Source organism: Pseudomonas sp. JR33AA (assembly GCF_021378985.1).
Lineage (GTDB): Bacteria > Pseudomonadota > Gammaproteobacteria > Pseudomonadales > Pseudomonadaceae > Aquipseudomonas > Aquipseudomonas alloputida.
In genome coordinates, this window is sequence record NZ_JAJSAW010000003.1 from 186,991 (window position 1) to 200,884 (window position 13,894).

Below are 13,894 nucleotides of genomic sequence, written 5' to 3' on the forward strand. Positions count from 1 at the left end.
TCTTCATGCCTGAAGAAATCAAGCTGATCCAGCCGCAGCCGGTTGAGCGCGATGAGTACGGAATGTTCCAGCATCCCGACCTGCCCGACTTCGACGAGGGCGACGGCGAGAAGTGCAAGGCCTGGGTCGCTCAGCAGGGCCTGCAGCTCGTCATGTTCCACCTGGAGACCGACGCACCGGAGGAGATCGCTGATCGGTACTTCGCATCCGATGAGCCGCATTGCGGCTACTGGGAACCCAGCAAGCCAGATGGCGATGGCTGGTTCTGCCTGGCCATTCACGACACCGACGACGGCCCTGTGTGCTGGTGGGCTCGCCGCGAGTCGAAGCCATGAAGCGCCATCTGGTCGTCATGGGCGCCATCGTCGGCGCCTTCACCTTGGTGCAGGTTTTCTGCGTGGGCATGTTCGTCGGTCGCGAGACCAAGGTCTGCCAGGTCCAGGCCGGCAACGAGCGCCAGCTCTCCCCGCACGAAACACAACCCGAACCTACACCCGCTCTGGCGCCTGGGCGCTGGATTGATGAGAGGTATCACCTTTGAGCCAACTAGTGAACGCTTTTTATCACCATCTTGAAGAAGTGAAGACGGCAGACCTCTCCAGCGAGGCGCTGGGGTGGGCTGTCGGCAAGGCGGAGGGTCTGGACGTGTTCCTGGCCCCACCAGAGTACGGCAACCCATGGCGGGTGTTCGCTCGCTACAGCTACACGGTGACCGAGCACACCAAGCGCTACAACCCCTGGGAAGACTGGGCGCTGGGTGGGCCGATTATTGACCGGCTCCGCGTAGACCTGTCGCCGCCGCCGGTCATAGACACAAACAACGAGATTGGATGGCAGGCTCGACCTGATGACGGAAGGCCGTTCTGGCATTCAGGCGGCACAGCCCTAATTGCCGCCTGCCGGGCCGTCGTCGCCGCAAACCTCGGCGATACCGTCCAGGTGCCGAAGGAGCTGATGCCATGATCGCCCTCGCCTACATGGCCCACCTGATCTACAGGGGGCCGCGATGAGCGCAGAAGTCTTCAGGTTTCCGCTGAAGCGCCGGGCCCAAAACAACCAGGTGATGGCCAACCAAGCCGAGCGCAAACGGCTGGCCGACTGGTTCCGCGAAATCGCCCAGCACATCGAGGGCAACGAGGTAGAGCGCGAGCCGCTGGCAGCCATGATCGTACTCAGCAGTGCAGCAGGTGACGAAGTCCTGCATGCCGGCTACTCAACCGACGCCACCTCACTCGTCCAGGCAGGGAACGCAGCCCGCCAATGAGCTCACCTGACCTTCCAGCGCAAGGCCGGCAACTTCTTCGACCGCCAACGCTAACCCTTCCCCAACTACTCAAGCCCGCCGACATGCGCGGGCATGGAGAGCTATTGCCATGATCATTGACGATGTGATGACAGACAAGATCACGCTCCACGGCCTGGGATTCGTCCAGGTGCAGCTGCAGGGCGAGCAGCGCCTGCACGTTTGGCACCCAGAGCTGCCCCGCCGTAGCTGCTTCGAGCACTCGGCAATCCACGATCACCGCTTCAGTTTCGTCTCGCGGGTGCTTACCGGCGAACAGATCAACCACCGCTATGAGCCTCTGCGTCATGCCGAAGGCGAGTTCGTGATGTACCTGCATGAGGGCAAGCGCCAGCAGGGCGGCGGCCGACCTTGGACGCCAGATGGCCGGGCCGACATGGTTCACCAAGGCACCGACCTGATTTACGCGGGCGGCGAGTACCGGACAGGCGCATATGACTATCACCGCACCGAGCCAGGCGGCGACGGCCGAGTCGCCACCATCATGCAGAAGCGCGACGAATACCCGCGCGGAGCCCACTCCACCTGCCGCTACGGCGTCCAGCCGGACACCGACTTCGACCGTTACCAATGGCCCGCAGCCCGACTCTGGGAAGTCGTGCGCGACGTTCTGCTGGCCTAACCACCAACCTGCCGCCACCGGCGGCGTGGAGACCACAATGAAGAAAGAACTGATCAAGATCAGCGAATTTCAGCGTCGGAAATGGGGTGAGAACGGCACGCCGCTATGCTCACAGGCAATTCGCAATCACATCCGGAACCGCAAGATCCCAGGCGAGCGGATAGGCAACATTTGGTACGTTGACTGGGCCGCCTACCAACGAACCACCGGCAACAACCTGGTTGATATGGTGCTTAAAGGAGTCGCGTGATGGTTCCTCGACCAAGGAACAAGGCCAATAAAGGCCTGCCCATGAACCTCTACTTCGACGCTCGGCGGGGCACCTATCGATATCGGCGCCCCACCGATGGGAAGTGGTTTCAGTTCGGCTCAGACCGCGGTCGAGCCATAGATGCAGCCGCGCAGCTCAACACCGCATTCCTACGCGGGGGAGACTTGGTGGCAGAAGTTCTTGGCGAGAGCACCGTGACCTTGGGCGAATTCCTAATCACTTATGAGCGCGATGTGCTCCCCCCTCGGGAGCTCGCAAAGGCAACGCTAGATCTGTATGCGGTCAGGTTTAAGCAGATTAGGGTCACGTTCAGCGAACGGCCTATAGACCAGATCACCATCAGAATGATTGCCGAGTTTCTTGAGCCGCTAACCCCGAGGGCAAGCAACCAAGCTCGCGCAATCCTGATCGATCTGTTCAACCATGCCGCCGCAAAAGGCCTGTGCCCGGATAACCCTGCGGCCAACACGATTCCAAAAATTGAGAAGAAGCAGCGCAAGCGGCACACTGTAGAAGGCCTTAAAGCAATTCGCGATAAGTCCCCGCGCTGGCTGCAAAACGCCATCGATCTTGCGTTAATTACCGCGCAACGGCGCGGCGACATCCTCGACATGAAGTTCGAAGATGTGCGCGATGGCTATCTGTATGTCGTGCAGAACAAGACGGAGAAAGCTTCGGATGCTGGCTGGCTGAAGATAAAAGTCACCGACCAACTGAGCGAGGTGCTCACTCGCTGTCGGGACGACATCCTGTCTCCTTACCTGGTCCACCGCCGCCCGGAGCGGAAGAAGAAACGCGAAGGGAAGGATCATTGGACGAAGGTTGACGAGAGATTTCTCACTCGGGCCTTCAAGGATGCGAGGGATACCGCCGGCTGCTATAGCGATCTCAAAGAAGAGGAGATGCCGGGGTTTCATGAAGTGCGCGCCCTTTCCCTTTATCTCTACAAGCGAGCTGGCAAGGACAGTCAGAAGATCGCAGGTCATACCACGGAAGGGATGACCAGAAACTATCAGAAAGGCCACGAAGATGTGGTTTGGTCCGAGGTCGAAGCAGACCTGGATATTGGCGAATTCGCCAGGTAGTTTTGCGCCTATTTTGCGCATGTTTTGCGCGCGCACAAAAAAGCCGGTTGAGCTAACCGGCTTAAGTGTCTGATTTTACTCAGGAATAATGGTCGGGACGGAGTGATTCGAACACTCGACCCCTTGCACCCCATGCAAGTGCGCTACCGGGCTGCGCTACGCCCCGACTGGGCTTTGAAGCATGTTCTCAATATTGCCGAGAACGTTGAAGAATGTACCCTAACCCTCTGATAAATGGAAGCTTTTTCTCAAAAAATTTTCCACTCAACAGAAACCCGGTTTACTTCTTCAAAACCACCAGCACATCCTCCAACTCAACAATCATCTGCCGAATCAACTGCTTGTACTGGCTGGATTCATCTTTAGCCTCATCACTGGAGAGCCTCAACCGCGCCCCGCCAATGGTGAACCCCTGATCATACAGCAACGCACGAATCTGGCGGATCATCAGCACATCCTGGCGCTGGTAATACCGCCGGTTCCCCCGTCGCTTCACAGGGTTCAGCTGGTCGAACTCCTGCTCCCAATACCGCAGCACATGTGGCTTTACGGCACACAACTCGCTCACTTCACCAATGGTGAAGTAGCGTTTGCCCGGTATGGGGGGCAGTTCGTCGTTATGGCTTGGTTCCAGCATAGGCCTCAACCCGGGCCTTCAACTTCTGCCCTGGACGAAAGGTGACGACGCGCCGTGCGGTGATCGGGATCTCTTCCCCAGTCTTGGGGTTGCGGCCCGGCCGCTGGCGTTTGTCGCGAAGGTCGAAGTTGCCGAAACCGGACAGCTTGACCTGCTCGTTCTCTTCAAGTGCGTGCCGAATTTCTTCGAAAAACAGCTCGACCAGCTCCTTGGCCTCACGCTTGTTAAGCCCCAGCTCCTCGTACAGCCTTTCGGCCATCTCAGCTTTCGTCAGAGCACCCATGCCGTTATTTCCTTAACGTGGTGTTCAACCTTTGTTCGAGCGAGGTGAGGATGTTTTGCAGGGTAGTGTTCACCTCATCGTCGTTAAGAGTGCGCGATGGATGCTGCCAGGTCAAGCCAACGGCAAGGCTTTTTCTATCAGGATCAATGCCTTTACCTTGGTACACATCAAACAGCCTGAGGTCTGTGAGCCATTCGCCTGCATTGTCACGAATTAATTCAAGCACCGCGCTAGAAGCAACATCACGTCCTGCGATCAAAGCCAGGTCACGACGGGTTTCCGGGAACTTGGAGAGCTCGCTGAATTTTGGCAGGCGGCCTTCGACCACGTCGCCCAGCACCAGCTCGAACAGGAACACCGGGCGGTCCAGGCCCAGGGCTTTGCCAAGCTCCGGATGGATAGCGCCGAGGTAGCCGACCAGCTTGCTGTCGCGCTCGATGACGGCGGTCTGGCCCGGGTGCAAGGCTGGATGTTTGCCGGCGCTGAAGGTGAAGTCGCTCAGGGCGCCGGAGTAGCCCAGCAGGGCTTCGACGTCGGCCTTGACGTCGAAGAAGTCGACGCCGTCGCGGCCGTTGGCCCATCCTTCTGGCAGGCGGCTGCCGGTGATGACGCCGGCAATCATTGGCTGTTGCTGCAGGTCACCCAATTGGCCGACGAAGCGCAGGCCGCTTTCGAACAGGCGCACGCGGTCTTGCTGGCGGTTCAGGTTGTGCTGCAGTGCCTTGACCAGGCCTGGCCACAGGGACGCGCGCATGGCGGCCATGTCGCTGGAGATGGGGTTGGCCAGCAGCAGCGGCTCTACGCCCGGGCTGAACAGTTCGAATAGTTTCGGGTCGATGAAGCTGTAGGTGATGGCTTCCTGGTAGCCGCGGGCAACCAGCAGGCGGCGCAGGGTCGGCAGGTCACCGCGGGTTTCCGGCTTGCCTTGCGGGGCCAGGCGGGCTTGCGGGTAACGAACCGGCAGGTTGTTGTAGCCGTACAGGCGGGCCAGCTCTTCGATCAGGTCCACTTCCAGGCTGATGTCGAAACGGTGGCTTGGCACGCTGACGGTCCACTGCCCTTCCCCGCTCTTGGTCGTGGTCAGCTCCAGGGCGTTGAGCAGCTGCTCGACCTGAGCCGGGTCCATTTCCATACCAAGCATCTGGGTGATGCGTTCGGCGCGCAGGGTGACCGGGGCGACTTGTGGCAGGTGCTGTTCGCTAACCGCTTCGACCACAGGGCCGGCTTCGCCGCCGACGATGTCTAGCAGCAGCTGGGTGGCGCGCTCCATGGCTTCGCGGGCCAGTTGCGAGTCGACGCCACGCTCGTAGCGGTGCGAGGCATCGGTGTGCAGGCCGTAGGAACGGGCTTTACCGGCGACGGAAATCGGCTCGAAGAAGGCGCTTTCCAGGAACAGGTCACGAGTTTTTTCGGTGTTAACACCGCTGTGCTCGCCACCCATGACGCCGGCGATGGCCAAGGCGCGGGTGTGGTCGGCGATGACCAGGGTGTCGGCACGCAGGGCAACTTCCTGGCCGTCGAGCAGGACGAGCTTTTCGCCTTCTTCGGCCATGCGCACGCGGATGCCGCCGTTGATTTCTGCCAGGTCGAAGGCGTGCATCGGCTGGCCGAGTTCGAGCATCACGTAGTTGGTGATGTCGACGGCGGCGTCGATGCTGCGTACGTCGCTGCGGCGCAGGCGTTCGACCATCCACAGTGGGGTTGGCTTGCTCAGGTCGACGTTACGGATAACGCGGCCCAGGTAGCGAGGGCAGGCAGCCGGGGCGCTGACTTCAACCGGGCGCACTTCGTCATGGGCGGCCGCTACGGCTGGCACCACCGGGCGGGTGACCGGGGTGTCGTACAGGGCGCTGACGTCGCGGGCCAGGCCGGCGATGGACAGGCAGTCGCCGCGGTTCGGGGTCAGGCCGATTTCGATGCTGGCATCATCCAGGCTCAGGTACTTGCGAATGTCTTCGCCAACCGGGGCGTCGGCAGCCAGTTCCAGCAGGCCGTCGTTTTCTTCGCTGATCTGCAGTTCGGCAGCCGAGCACAACATGCCGAAGGACTCGACACCGCGCAGCTTGGCCTTCTTGATCTTGAAGTCGCCTGGCAGTTCGGCACCGATCATGGCGAACGGGATCTTGATGCCTGGGCGGGCGTTAGGGGCGCCGCACACCACCTGGAAGGTTTCCTGGCCGCTGCTTACCTGGCACACGCGCAGCTTGTCGGCGTCCGGGTGTTGCTCGGTGGCGAGTATTTCGCCCACGACGATGCCGCTGAACTGGCCGGCAGCAGGGGTAACGCTGTCAACTTCGAGGCCGGCCATGGACAGGCGGGCGACCAGTTCGTCACGGGAGACTTGCGGGTTGACCCAACCGCGCAGCCACTGTTCACTGAATTTCATGCTGTTCTCCTGAAAGTTGCGTCGATTGGGCCTAGCGGAACTGGGCTAGGAACCGCAGGTCGTTGTCGAAGAACAGACGCAAATCGTTCACGCCATAGCGCAGCATGGCCAGGCGCTCGGCCCCCATGCCGAAGGCAAAGCCCTGGAACTCTTCTGGGTCGATGCCGGACATGCGCAACACGTTCGGGTGCACCATGCCGCAGCCCATCACTTCCAGCCAGCCGGTTTGCTTGCACACGCGGCAGCCGTTGCCGGAACACATCACGCACTGGATGTCGACTTCTGCAGACGGCTCGGTGAAGGGGAAGAACGATGGGCGGAAACGGACCGCCAGTTCTTTCTCGAAGAATACGCGCAGGAATTCTTCGATGGTGCCCTTGAGGTCGGCGAAGTTGATATCGCGATCGATCAGCAGGCCTTCGACCTGGTGGAACATCGGCGAATGGGTGATATCCGAGTCGCAGCGGTATACGCGGCCCGGGCACACAATGCGGATGGGCGGCTGGGTGGACTCCATGGTCCGCACCTGTACCGGCGAGGTGTGGGTACGCAGCAGCATGTTGGCATTGAAATAGAAGGTGTCGTGCATCGCCCGCGCCGGGTGGTGGCCAGGGATGTTGAGCGCTTCGAAGTTGTGGTAGTCGTCTTCCACCTCTGGGCCTTCGGCAATGCCGTAGCCAATGTGGGTGAAGAACTGCTCGATGCGCTCGAGTGTACGGGTGATCGGGTGCAGGCCACCGGTGGCCTGGCCGCGGCCTGGCAGGGTGACGTCAATGCATTCGGCAGCCAGGCGAGCGCTGAGCTCGGCTTCTTCAAAGGCAGCCTTGCGGGCATTGAGCACAACGGTGACGCGCTCTTTGGCGTCGTTGATCAGCGCGCCGACTTTTGGCCGCTCTTCGGCTGGCAGGTTGCCCAGGGTCTTCATCACCTGGGTCAGCTCGCCCTTCTTGCCGAGATAATTAACCCGGATCTGTTCCAGGGCGTTGATGTCTTCAGCGCGTTCCACGGCCTCTAGGGCTTGGGAGACCAGCGCATCCAGGTTTTCCATGTACAGACTCCAGATACGAAAATAGGGGAAGAGCTTTGAAGGCTCTTCCCCTATCGATGACGTTCAATGCCCGGCAGCGCTAGCACCGCCGGGTGATTGTCGCGGGTACTTAAGCCAGAACGGCTTTAGCTTTCTCGACAATCGCAGCAAACGCCGCTTTTTCGTTCACTGCCAGATCAGCCAGAACCTTACGGTCGATTTCGATCGAAGCCTTTTTCAGGCCAGCAATCAGACGGCTGTAGGACAGACCGTTGGTGCGGGCACCGGCGTTGATACGAGCGATCCACAGTGCGCGGAACTGACGCTTCTTCTGGCGACGGTCGCGGTAGGCGTATTGGCCTGCCTTGATGACCGCTTGCTTGGCTACACGGAATACGCGCGAACGTGCACCGTAGTAACCTTTAGCCAGTTTCAGAATTTTTTTGTGACGCTTACGAGCGATAACGCCGCGCTTAACACGAGCCATGAGTAACTTCCTCTATCTTAACCAGAATTAACGAACGCGCAGCATGCGCTCGACTTTTGCGACGTCGGACGGGTGCAGCAAGCTGGCACCGCGCAGTTGACGCTTACGCTTGGTCGACATTTTGGTCAGGATGTGGCTCTTGAAAGCGTGCTTGTGCTTGAAGCCCGAAGCTGTCTTCAGGAAGCGCTTCGCAGCACCGCTCTTGGTTTTCATTTTTGGCATGTTGGAACTCCGCATTCGATAAAATTACACATAATCATCAGGCCTGCCGTGCCCGGGAGATTACTTCTTTTTCTTGGGGGCGATGACCATCATAAGCTGGCGTCCTTCCATCTTAGGATGCTGCTCAACGGTGCCGTATTCGGCGAGGTCGGCTTCGACCCGCTTCAACAGCTCCATGCCCAGCTCCTGGTGGGCCATCTCACGACCACGGAATCTCAGAGAGATCTTGGCCTTGTCCCCATCGGTAAGGAAACGTACCAGGTTGCGTAGTTTTACCTGGTAATCCCCATCCTCCGTCCCTGGACGAAACTTGATTTCTTTGATCTGGATCTGCTTCTGGTTTTTCTTGGCTTCGTTAGCCTGCTTCTTCTTCTCGAAGAGGTGCTTGCCGTAGTCCATGACCTTGCAGACGGGCGGTACCGCGTCTGCAGAGATTTCTACCAGGTCCAGCTTCGCTTCATCAGCGATACGCAGCGCTTCATCAATCGAGACGATGCCAACCTGCTCGCCGTCTGCGCCAATTAACCGAACCTCGCGGGCCGAGATATTCTCGTTGATCGGGGCCTTCGGTACAGCACGCTTATCGTTTCTCATTTCACGCTTAATAGTCATTACTCCGATTCTTGGCGACCACGCCGGGAAACCGCTTGTGTCAGCAGCTCAACGAATTGGGCGACGGGCATGGAGCCCAGGTCTGCGCCTTCGCGAGTACGCACAGCGACGGTTTGCGTTTCGACTTCGCGGTCCCCTATAACCAAAAGGAACGGGACCTTGAGCAAAGTATGCTCGCGGATTTTAAAGCCGATCTTCTCATTTCTCAAGTCCGACTTGGCACGGAAACCGCTTCCGTTCAGAGATTTCTCAACCTCGAGGGCGAAATCGGCCTGCTTGTCGGTGATATTCATGATCACCGCCTGTGTCGGGGCCAGCCACGCCGGGAACACGCCAGCGTAGTGCTCGATCAGCATGCCGATGAAGCGCTCGAACGAACCGAGGATGGCGCGGTGCAGCATGACCGGACGAACTCGGCTGTTATCTTCGGCGATATAGCTGGCATCCAGACGCTCTGGCAGGTTCGGGTCGTACTGCAGGGTACCGCACTGCCAGTTACGGCCGAGGCAGTCGCGCAGGGTAAACTCGATTTTCGGGCCGTAGAAGGCGCCCTCGCCCGGCTGGTATTCCCACTCAAGGCCGGACTCGTTCAGGGCGTCGGCCAGCGCTGTTTCGGCACGGTCCCACAACTCTTCGGAACCGACACGCTTGGCCGGACGGGTGGACAGTTTCATGGCGATGTCGCTGAAACCGAAGTCCTTGTACACGTCCAGGGTCAGCTTGATGAAGTCGGCGGCTTCTTTCTTCACCTGATCTTCAGTGCAGAAAATGTGCGCATCGTCCTGTACGAAGCCACGCACGCGCATGATGCCATGCAGTGCGCCGGACGGCTCGTTACGGTGGCAGGCACCGAACTCGGCCAGACGCAGCGGCAGGTCGCGGTAGCTTTTAAGGCCCTGGTTGAACACCTGCACGTGGCACGGGCAGTTCATCGGCTTTACCGCGTAGTCACGGCTTTCCGACGAAGTGGTGAACATGTTTTCGGCATAGTTGGACCAGTGGCCGGAACGCTCCCACAGGATGCGGTCGACAACTTGCGGGGTCTTGATTTCCTGGTAGCCGTTTTCGCGCTGCACGCCACGCATGTACTGCTCGAGTACCTGGTAGACGGTCCAGCCGTTGGCGTGCCAGAACACCATGCCCGGGGCTTCTTCCTGCAGGTGGAACAGGTCGAGCTGCTTGCCGATCTTGCGGTGGTCGCGTTTTTCGGCTTCTTCGATGCGCTGGATGTACGCAGCCAGCTGCTTCTTGTCAGCCCAGGCCGTGCCGTACACGCGCTGCAGCTGCTCGTTCTTGGCATCGCCGCGCCAGTAGGCGCCGGACAGCTTGGTCAGCTTGAATGCCTTGAGGAAGCGGGTGTTCGGCACGTGCGGGCCACGGCACATGTCGACGTATTCTTCGTGGTAGTACAGGCCCATGGCCTGTTCATCCGGCATATCTTCGACCAGACGCAGCTTGTAGTCTTCGCCACGGGCCTTGAACACCTCGATGACTTCGGCGCGCGGGGTCATTTTCTTGACCACGTCGTAGTCTTTTTCGATCAGCTCCATCATGCGCTTTTCGATGGCGGCCATGTCTTCTGGGGTGAAGGGGCGCTCGTAGGCGATGTCGTAATAGAAGCCTTCGTCAATGACCGGGCCGATCACCATCTTGGCGGTCGGGTACAACTGCTTCACGGCGTGGCCAACCAAGTGGGCGCACGAGTGACGGATGATCTCCAGTCCCTCTTCATCTTTAGGGGTGATGATCTGCAGGGTGGCGTCGTTGCTGATCAGGTCGCACGCATCGACCAGCTTGCCGTCGACCTTGCCGGCTACGGTGGCCTTGGCCAGGCCAGCGCCGATGGAAGCGGCCACTTCGGCTACGGATACGGCGTGATCGAACGAACGTTGACTGCCATCGGGAAGAGTAATAACGGGCATGGCGCCTCCTCTCCTAGTGGTGACCCCTACCAAAGGTCACGTGGGTTGGGATGAGCCAGTACAAGATCCGACCTGCCTTCCGGGAAAAGGAAGCCTGCCCCACAGTGGCAGAAGCCTTTCGGCTTGTCAGGGACGAACCAGAGTGACTGGAAAGAAAAAAGATAGCTGCAGCCGGCAACAGCGCGACCGCAAGCCGAGCATGCTAGCACGCGGGTTGCACCCCAGGCAGAAATATTTGGAAATTGCACCACAGCGGTGAACTAACGCGGAAAAATACCGCTCAGATTTTGGGAAGCAACCTACTCTTGATGAGACCTTAACCCAAGGAGTAACTGGTGATGCGAGTTCCGTCTCTTCTGGCCCTGGCAGCCGCTGGCGCCCTGCTGCTGCCCGTGGCTGCGAATGCCGGCAACTTTCCCCCTGGGAAGGAGGCCGGCTACATGACCCAGTGCACGCAAGTGGCCAGCGGCCAGGGCGTTAACGCTGCCGCCGCGAAAAAACACTGCGACTGCGGCGCGCAAGCCATCAAAAAGAATTTCACCGACGCCGAGATTGCCGACCTCGACAGCAAGGACGGCGTTGACGCCAAGCTGATGCAGAAGGCGCAGTCGGTGGTGAAACAAGCCTGTGCACCGAAGAGCTGAAACCTTAAAGCCGGTGATGACCAGCCATTCTTTGAGCTGGATCAATATCCTGCGAAGGTAAAAGGCGCTAGATGCGCAGAATTAGACTATGATGTATCCCGTGCTCCGTAGCCTCGGCCGCATTGCACCACTGAAAAAACTAAATGTTCTGGAGATTCACCCATGTCCAATCGCCAACAAGGCACCGTCAAATGGTTCAATGATGAGAAAGGCTACGGCTTCATCACCCCAGCAGGCGGCGGCGACGACCTGTTCGTACACTTCAAGGCCATCGAATCCGACGGCTTCAAGAGCCTGAAAGAAGGCCAGACTGTTTCCTTCGTAGCCGAAAAAGGCCAGAAGGGCATGCAGGCTGCACAGGTTCGTCCGGAGTAATTCGGATAGCTGTAAAAAAACCCGCCCTTGTGGCGGGTTTTTTTATGGGCGACTGCATGATCTGAGTGGGGCGCAATTGCCTGCGAAACAGACTTTAGGGTGAATGGCACGGGCTTCGCCTGTGTTCGCGGTGGACCCGCTCCTACAAGGCGACTGCGCAGGCTTTTCACATTTTGCGCAAGGCAGTTGCCCCGCGTGCATCAACCGCAGTTGACGCGGGTTACCTTGCCCTGCTCGTCCACATTCAGGTTCAGGCGCTCGGAGCGGTACTCCAGGGTGACCACATCGTGCGGCTTGAGAATGCGCGCCATCTGCGAGCCGCTGGCCTTGCGTGCCTGCTCCAGCAATTCGGCGCTGGCCTGCTTGCCCATGGCAAAGTCGGCCCCACTGGCTTCGCAGCGACCATCGTTGCCCGCTGGCGCGGCCGGGGCAGCACCACCATCAGCATTGCCACCAGTGCTGCAACCCGCCAGGACAGCAGCCACAGCCAGAGTTGCCAGGTAAGCACGGGTACGGAACATGAAGCCTCCTAAATCGGTCCGGGAACTGCCTGATCCGACAGCTCCGCTCATCATTTGTTGCAAAACCGGTCAAGTCTGCCTGAACTGCAGCGGCGAGGCGAAAAGCAATTCGTGACCGGATTTTGCATAACACGCTGCGTTTGCCATATGCTTAGCTCGCACGGTCACCGGCGCAAAGCCATGATTTGCTGCAAGAAGTGGAGCGCATCCCGCCTCCATCGAACACCAGGGTCAGGTGTTCCCCCTTCGTTCCGGGCCCCCAGCGAGAGCTTTTCATGAGCACCCACAGCATCGATGCCGATATCAAGGTCAAATGGGCCGAGGGCCAGAGCGCGTACAGCCCTGGCACACCGGAAGAATTGCTGTTGATCGCCATCGACCTGTTGGTGCGCGACAACGGTGCCGAGGCAGCACGCAGCTTCATCGATCAGGTATTCGAGCGCTACGCGCCGCACGCGGCTATTCCAATCGCGCCAGACGGGCACTGAGCAGGTCGAACAGCCCCTGGGCATCACCCTGCTCTAGCCACAGCACATTCGCCGGCTGTTTGAGCACACCGTACCAGTCCGCTATTGTCTGGCCGAAAGTGGGCCCTTCGCGGCTGTCGATGCTCATGTGGATGCGCCGGCCACTGAACAGCTCGGGCTTTAACAGGTAGGCGATGACACTGGCGTCGTGCACAGGGCCGCCAGGCATGCCATACACGTCCATATCGTGGGTGATGTAGGCATTGAGGATATCCACCACACGCTTGCTGGCCTGGTTGTTCACGGCTGCCAGCTGTTTCAGGCGGGCGTCACTGGTCAACAGTTTGTGCGTGACGTCCAGCGGCAGGTAGGTCAGCTGCACGCCGCTGGCCAGCACCACTTCGGCGGCGTGCGGGTCGGCGTAGAGGTTGAACTCCGCCGCCGGGGTGATATTACCGCCGTTGAAATGGGCACCGCCCATGACCACGACCTCCTTGATGCCTTTGGCAATATCCGGGCGCTGGATCAGCGCCAGGGCCAGGTTGGTCTGCGGGCCGAGCATGGCGACGGTGATGCTGTGCGGTTTGGCTGTGCCGAGGGTATCGACCAGGTATTGCACGGCATTGCCCTGGGCCAAGGGCGCTTTCGGCTCGTGTACCTGTACGCCGGTAAGACCTTCTTCGCCATGAACGTCGGCGGCGTAGATCGGCGTGCGCACCAACGGGCGGCCGGCACCGGCATAAACCGGAATGTCTTCGCGCCCCGCCCATTCGCGGGCCAGGCGGGCATTGCGCGAGGTTTTATCCAGGCGCACGTTGCCGGCCACGGTGGTGATGGCGCGAATATTGAGTTCGTCGGGCGAAGCCATGGCCAGGAACAGCGCAACCACGTCGTCGGCGCCGGGGTCGGTGTCGATGATCAGGTCGATGGGTGCGGCCTGGAGGGTGGAGGCTGTGGCCATGAAGGCGATTCCTTGTAGCAGGGACTTGAGCATGGGTGGCACTCCTGTTGCCTATGAATCAACCGCGCG

20 protein-coding genes and 1 tRNA gene are annotated in these 13,894 nt (G+C 59.7%); 10 read left to right on the forward strand and 11 right to left on the reverse strand.

Annotated features, from left to right (window positions below; translation table 11 throughout):
- Positions 1-5: 5 nt before the first annotated feature.
- From LVS58_RS07025 to LVS58_RS07055, 7 genes are all read left to right on the forward strand, one after another.
- The gene (locus LVS58_RS07025) at positions 6-335 is read left to right on the forward strand and encodes a hypothetical protein (RefSeq protein WP_233690445.1); all 330 of its coding nucleotides are present in this window, start codon (positions 6-8) and stop codon (positions 333-335) included.
- Positions 332-541, forward strand: coding sequence for a hypothetical protein (locus LVS58_RS07030; protein WP_233690446.1), 210 nt, complete (start codon positions 332-334; stop codon positions 539-541). Before LVS58_RS07025 ends, LVS58_RS07030 begins: the two co-directional genes overlap by 4 nt.
- Positions 538-963 carry a DUF2591 domain-containing protein gene (locus LVS58_RS07035; protein ID WP_233690447.1) on the forward strand — a complete coding sequence of 142 codons (426 nt, stop codon included), beginning with the start codon at positions 538-540 and terminating at the stop codon, positions 961-963. The genes LVS58_RS07030 and LVS58_RS07035 overlap by 4 nt, the downstream gene beginning before the upstream one ends.
- 43 nt (positions 964-1,006) lie before the next feature.
- Positions 1,007-1,264 (forward strand): hypothetical protein, encoded by a 258-nt coding sequence (locus LVS58_RS07040; protein ID WP_233690448.1) that lies wholly within the window; start codon positions 1,007-1,009, stop codon positions 1,262-1,264.
- Positions 1,265-1,373: 109 nt separating this feature from the next.
- The gene (locus LVS58_RS07045; RefSeq protein WP_191472320.1) at positions 1,374-1,925 is read left to right on the forward strand and encodes a hypothetical protein; all 552 of its coding nucleotides are present in this window, start codon (positions 1,374-1,376) and stop codon (positions 1,923-1,925) included.
- 37 nt (positions 1,926-1,962) lie between these two features.
- Positions 1,963-2,175, forward strand: coding sequence for a hypothetical protein (locus LVS58_RS07050; protein WP_021782767.1), 213 nt, complete (start codon positions 1,963-1,965; stop codon positions 2,173-2,175).
- Complete coding sequence (locus tag LVS58_RS07055; RefSeq protein ID WP_233690449.1) at positions 2,175-3,281, forward strand: phage integrase Arm DNA-binding domain-containing protein; 1,107 nt, start codon at positions 2,175-2,177, stop codon at positions 3,279-3,281. The genes LVS58_RS07050 and LVS58_RS07055 overlap by 1 nt, the downstream gene beginning before the upstream one ends.
- 89 nt (positions 3,282-3,370) lie before the next feature.
- On the opposite strand, the gene LVS58_RS07060 is transcribed toward LVS58_RS07055, so the two are convergent.
- The 9 genes from LVS58_RS07060 to thrS form a co-directional block, all read right to left on the reverse strand.
- Positions 3,371-3,447 (reverse strand) — tRNA-Pro (locus tag LVS58_RS07060).
- 114 nt (positions 3,448-3,561) lie between these two features.
- Positions 3,562-3,918 carry a MerR family transcriptional regulator gene (locus tag LVS58_RS07065; protein WP_003250681.1) on the reverse strand — a complete coding sequence of 119 codons (357 nt, stop codon included), beginning with the start codon at positions 3,916-3,918 and terminating at the stop codon, positions 3,562-3,564.
- The gene (ihfA, locus tag LVS58_RS07070) at positions 3,899-4,201 is read right to left on the reverse strand and encodes an integration host factor subunit alpha (protein WP_003250679.1); all 303 of its coding nucleotides are present in this window, start codon (positions 4,199-4,201) and stop codon (positions 3,899-3,901) included. The genes LVS58_RS07065 and ihfA overlap by 20 nt, the downstream gene beginning before the upstream one ends.
- 4 nt (positions 4,202-4,205) lie before the next feature.
- Complete coding sequence (gene pheT / locus LVS58_RS07075; protein WP_233690450.1) at positions 4,206-6,587, reverse strand: phenylalanine--tRNA ligase subunit beta; 2,382 nt, start codon at positions 6,585-6,587, stop codon at positions 4,206-4,208.
- A 31-nt stretch (positions 6,588-6,618) separates the two neighbouring features.
- The gene (gene pheS, locus LVS58_RS07080) at positions 6,619-7,635 is read right to left on the reverse strand and encodes a phenylalanine--tRNA ligase subunit alpha (RefSeq protein WP_003250674.1); all 1,017 of its coding nucleotides are present in this window, start codon (positions 7,633-7,635) and stop codon (positions 6,619-6,621) included.
- 109 nt (positions 7,636-7,744) lie between these two features.
- Entirely contained in the window at positions 7,745-8,101 is a 357-nt protein-coding gene (gene rplT, locus LVS58_RS07085) for a 50S ribosomal protein L20 (RefSeq protein WP_003250671.1), read from the reverse strand.
- Positions 8,102-8,128: 27 nt separating this feature from the next.
- Positions 8,129-8,323, reverse strand: a complete 195-nt coding sequence (rpmI, locus tag LVS58_RS07090) for a 50S ribosomal protein L35 (protein WP_003250667.1) — start codon at positions 8,321-8,323, stop codon at positions 8,129-8,131.
- A 60-nt stretch (positions 8,324-8,383) separates the two neighbouring features.
- Entirely contained in the window at positions 8,384-8,935 is a 552-nt protein-coding gene (gene infC, locus LVS58_RS07095) for a translation initiation factor IF-3 (protein ID WP_012052879.1), read from the reverse strand.
- Entirely contained in the window at positions 8,935-10,857 is a 1,923-nt protein-coding gene (gene thrS / locus LVS58_RS07100; protein WP_233690451.1) for a threonine--tRNA ligase, read from the reverse strand. Before thrS ends, infC begins: the two co-directional genes overlap by 1 nt.
- Before the next feature lie 338 nt (positions 10,858-11,195).
- Here thrS and LVS58_RS07105 point away from each other — a divergent pair, with 338 nt between their 5' ends.
- Positions 11,196-11,501, forward strand: coding sequence for a hypothetical protein (locus LVS58_RS07105; protein ID WP_233690452.1), 306 nt, complete (start codon positions 11,196-11,198; stop codon positions 11,499-11,501).
- Positions 11,502-11,663: 162 nt separating this feature from the next.
- On the forward strand, positions 11,664-11,876 hold the full coding sequence (locus LVS58_RS07110) for a cold-shock protein (protein WP_012313861.1): 213 nt from the start codon (positions 11,664-11,666) through the stop codon (positions 11,874-11,876).
- Positions 11,877-12,076: 200 nt separating this feature from the next.
- On the opposite strand, the gene LVS58_RS07115 is transcribed toward LVS58_RS07110, so the two are convergent.
- Positions 12,077-12,397 carry an I78 family peptidase inhibitor gene (locus LVS58_RS07115; protein WP_233690453.1) on the reverse strand — a complete coding sequence of 107 codons (321 nt, stop codon included), beginning with the start codon at positions 12,395-12,397 and terminating at the stop codon, positions 12,077-12,079.
- A 275-nt stretch (positions 12,398-12,672) separates the two neighbouring features.
- Between LVS58_RS07115 and LVS58_RS07120 the strand changes: the two genes are divergently transcribed.
- Complete coding sequence (locus LVS58_RS07120; RefSeq protein WP_003250649.1) at positions 12,673-12,885, forward strand: hypothetical protein; 213 nt, start codon at positions 12,673-12,675, stop codon at positions 12,883-12,885.
- On the opposite strand, the gene LVS58_RS07125 is transcribed toward LVS58_RS07120, so the two are convergent.
- The gene (locus LVS58_RS07125; protein ID WP_233690454.1) at positions 12,857-13,858 is read right to left on the reverse strand and encodes a nucleoside hydrolase; all 1,002 of its coding nucleotides are present in this window, start codon (positions 13,856-13,858) and stop codon (positions 12,857-12,859) included. The two genes, LVS58_RS07120 and LVS58_RS07125, sit on opposite strands and share 29 nt — an antisense overlap.
- Positions 13,859-13,894 lie beyond the last annotated feature (36 nt).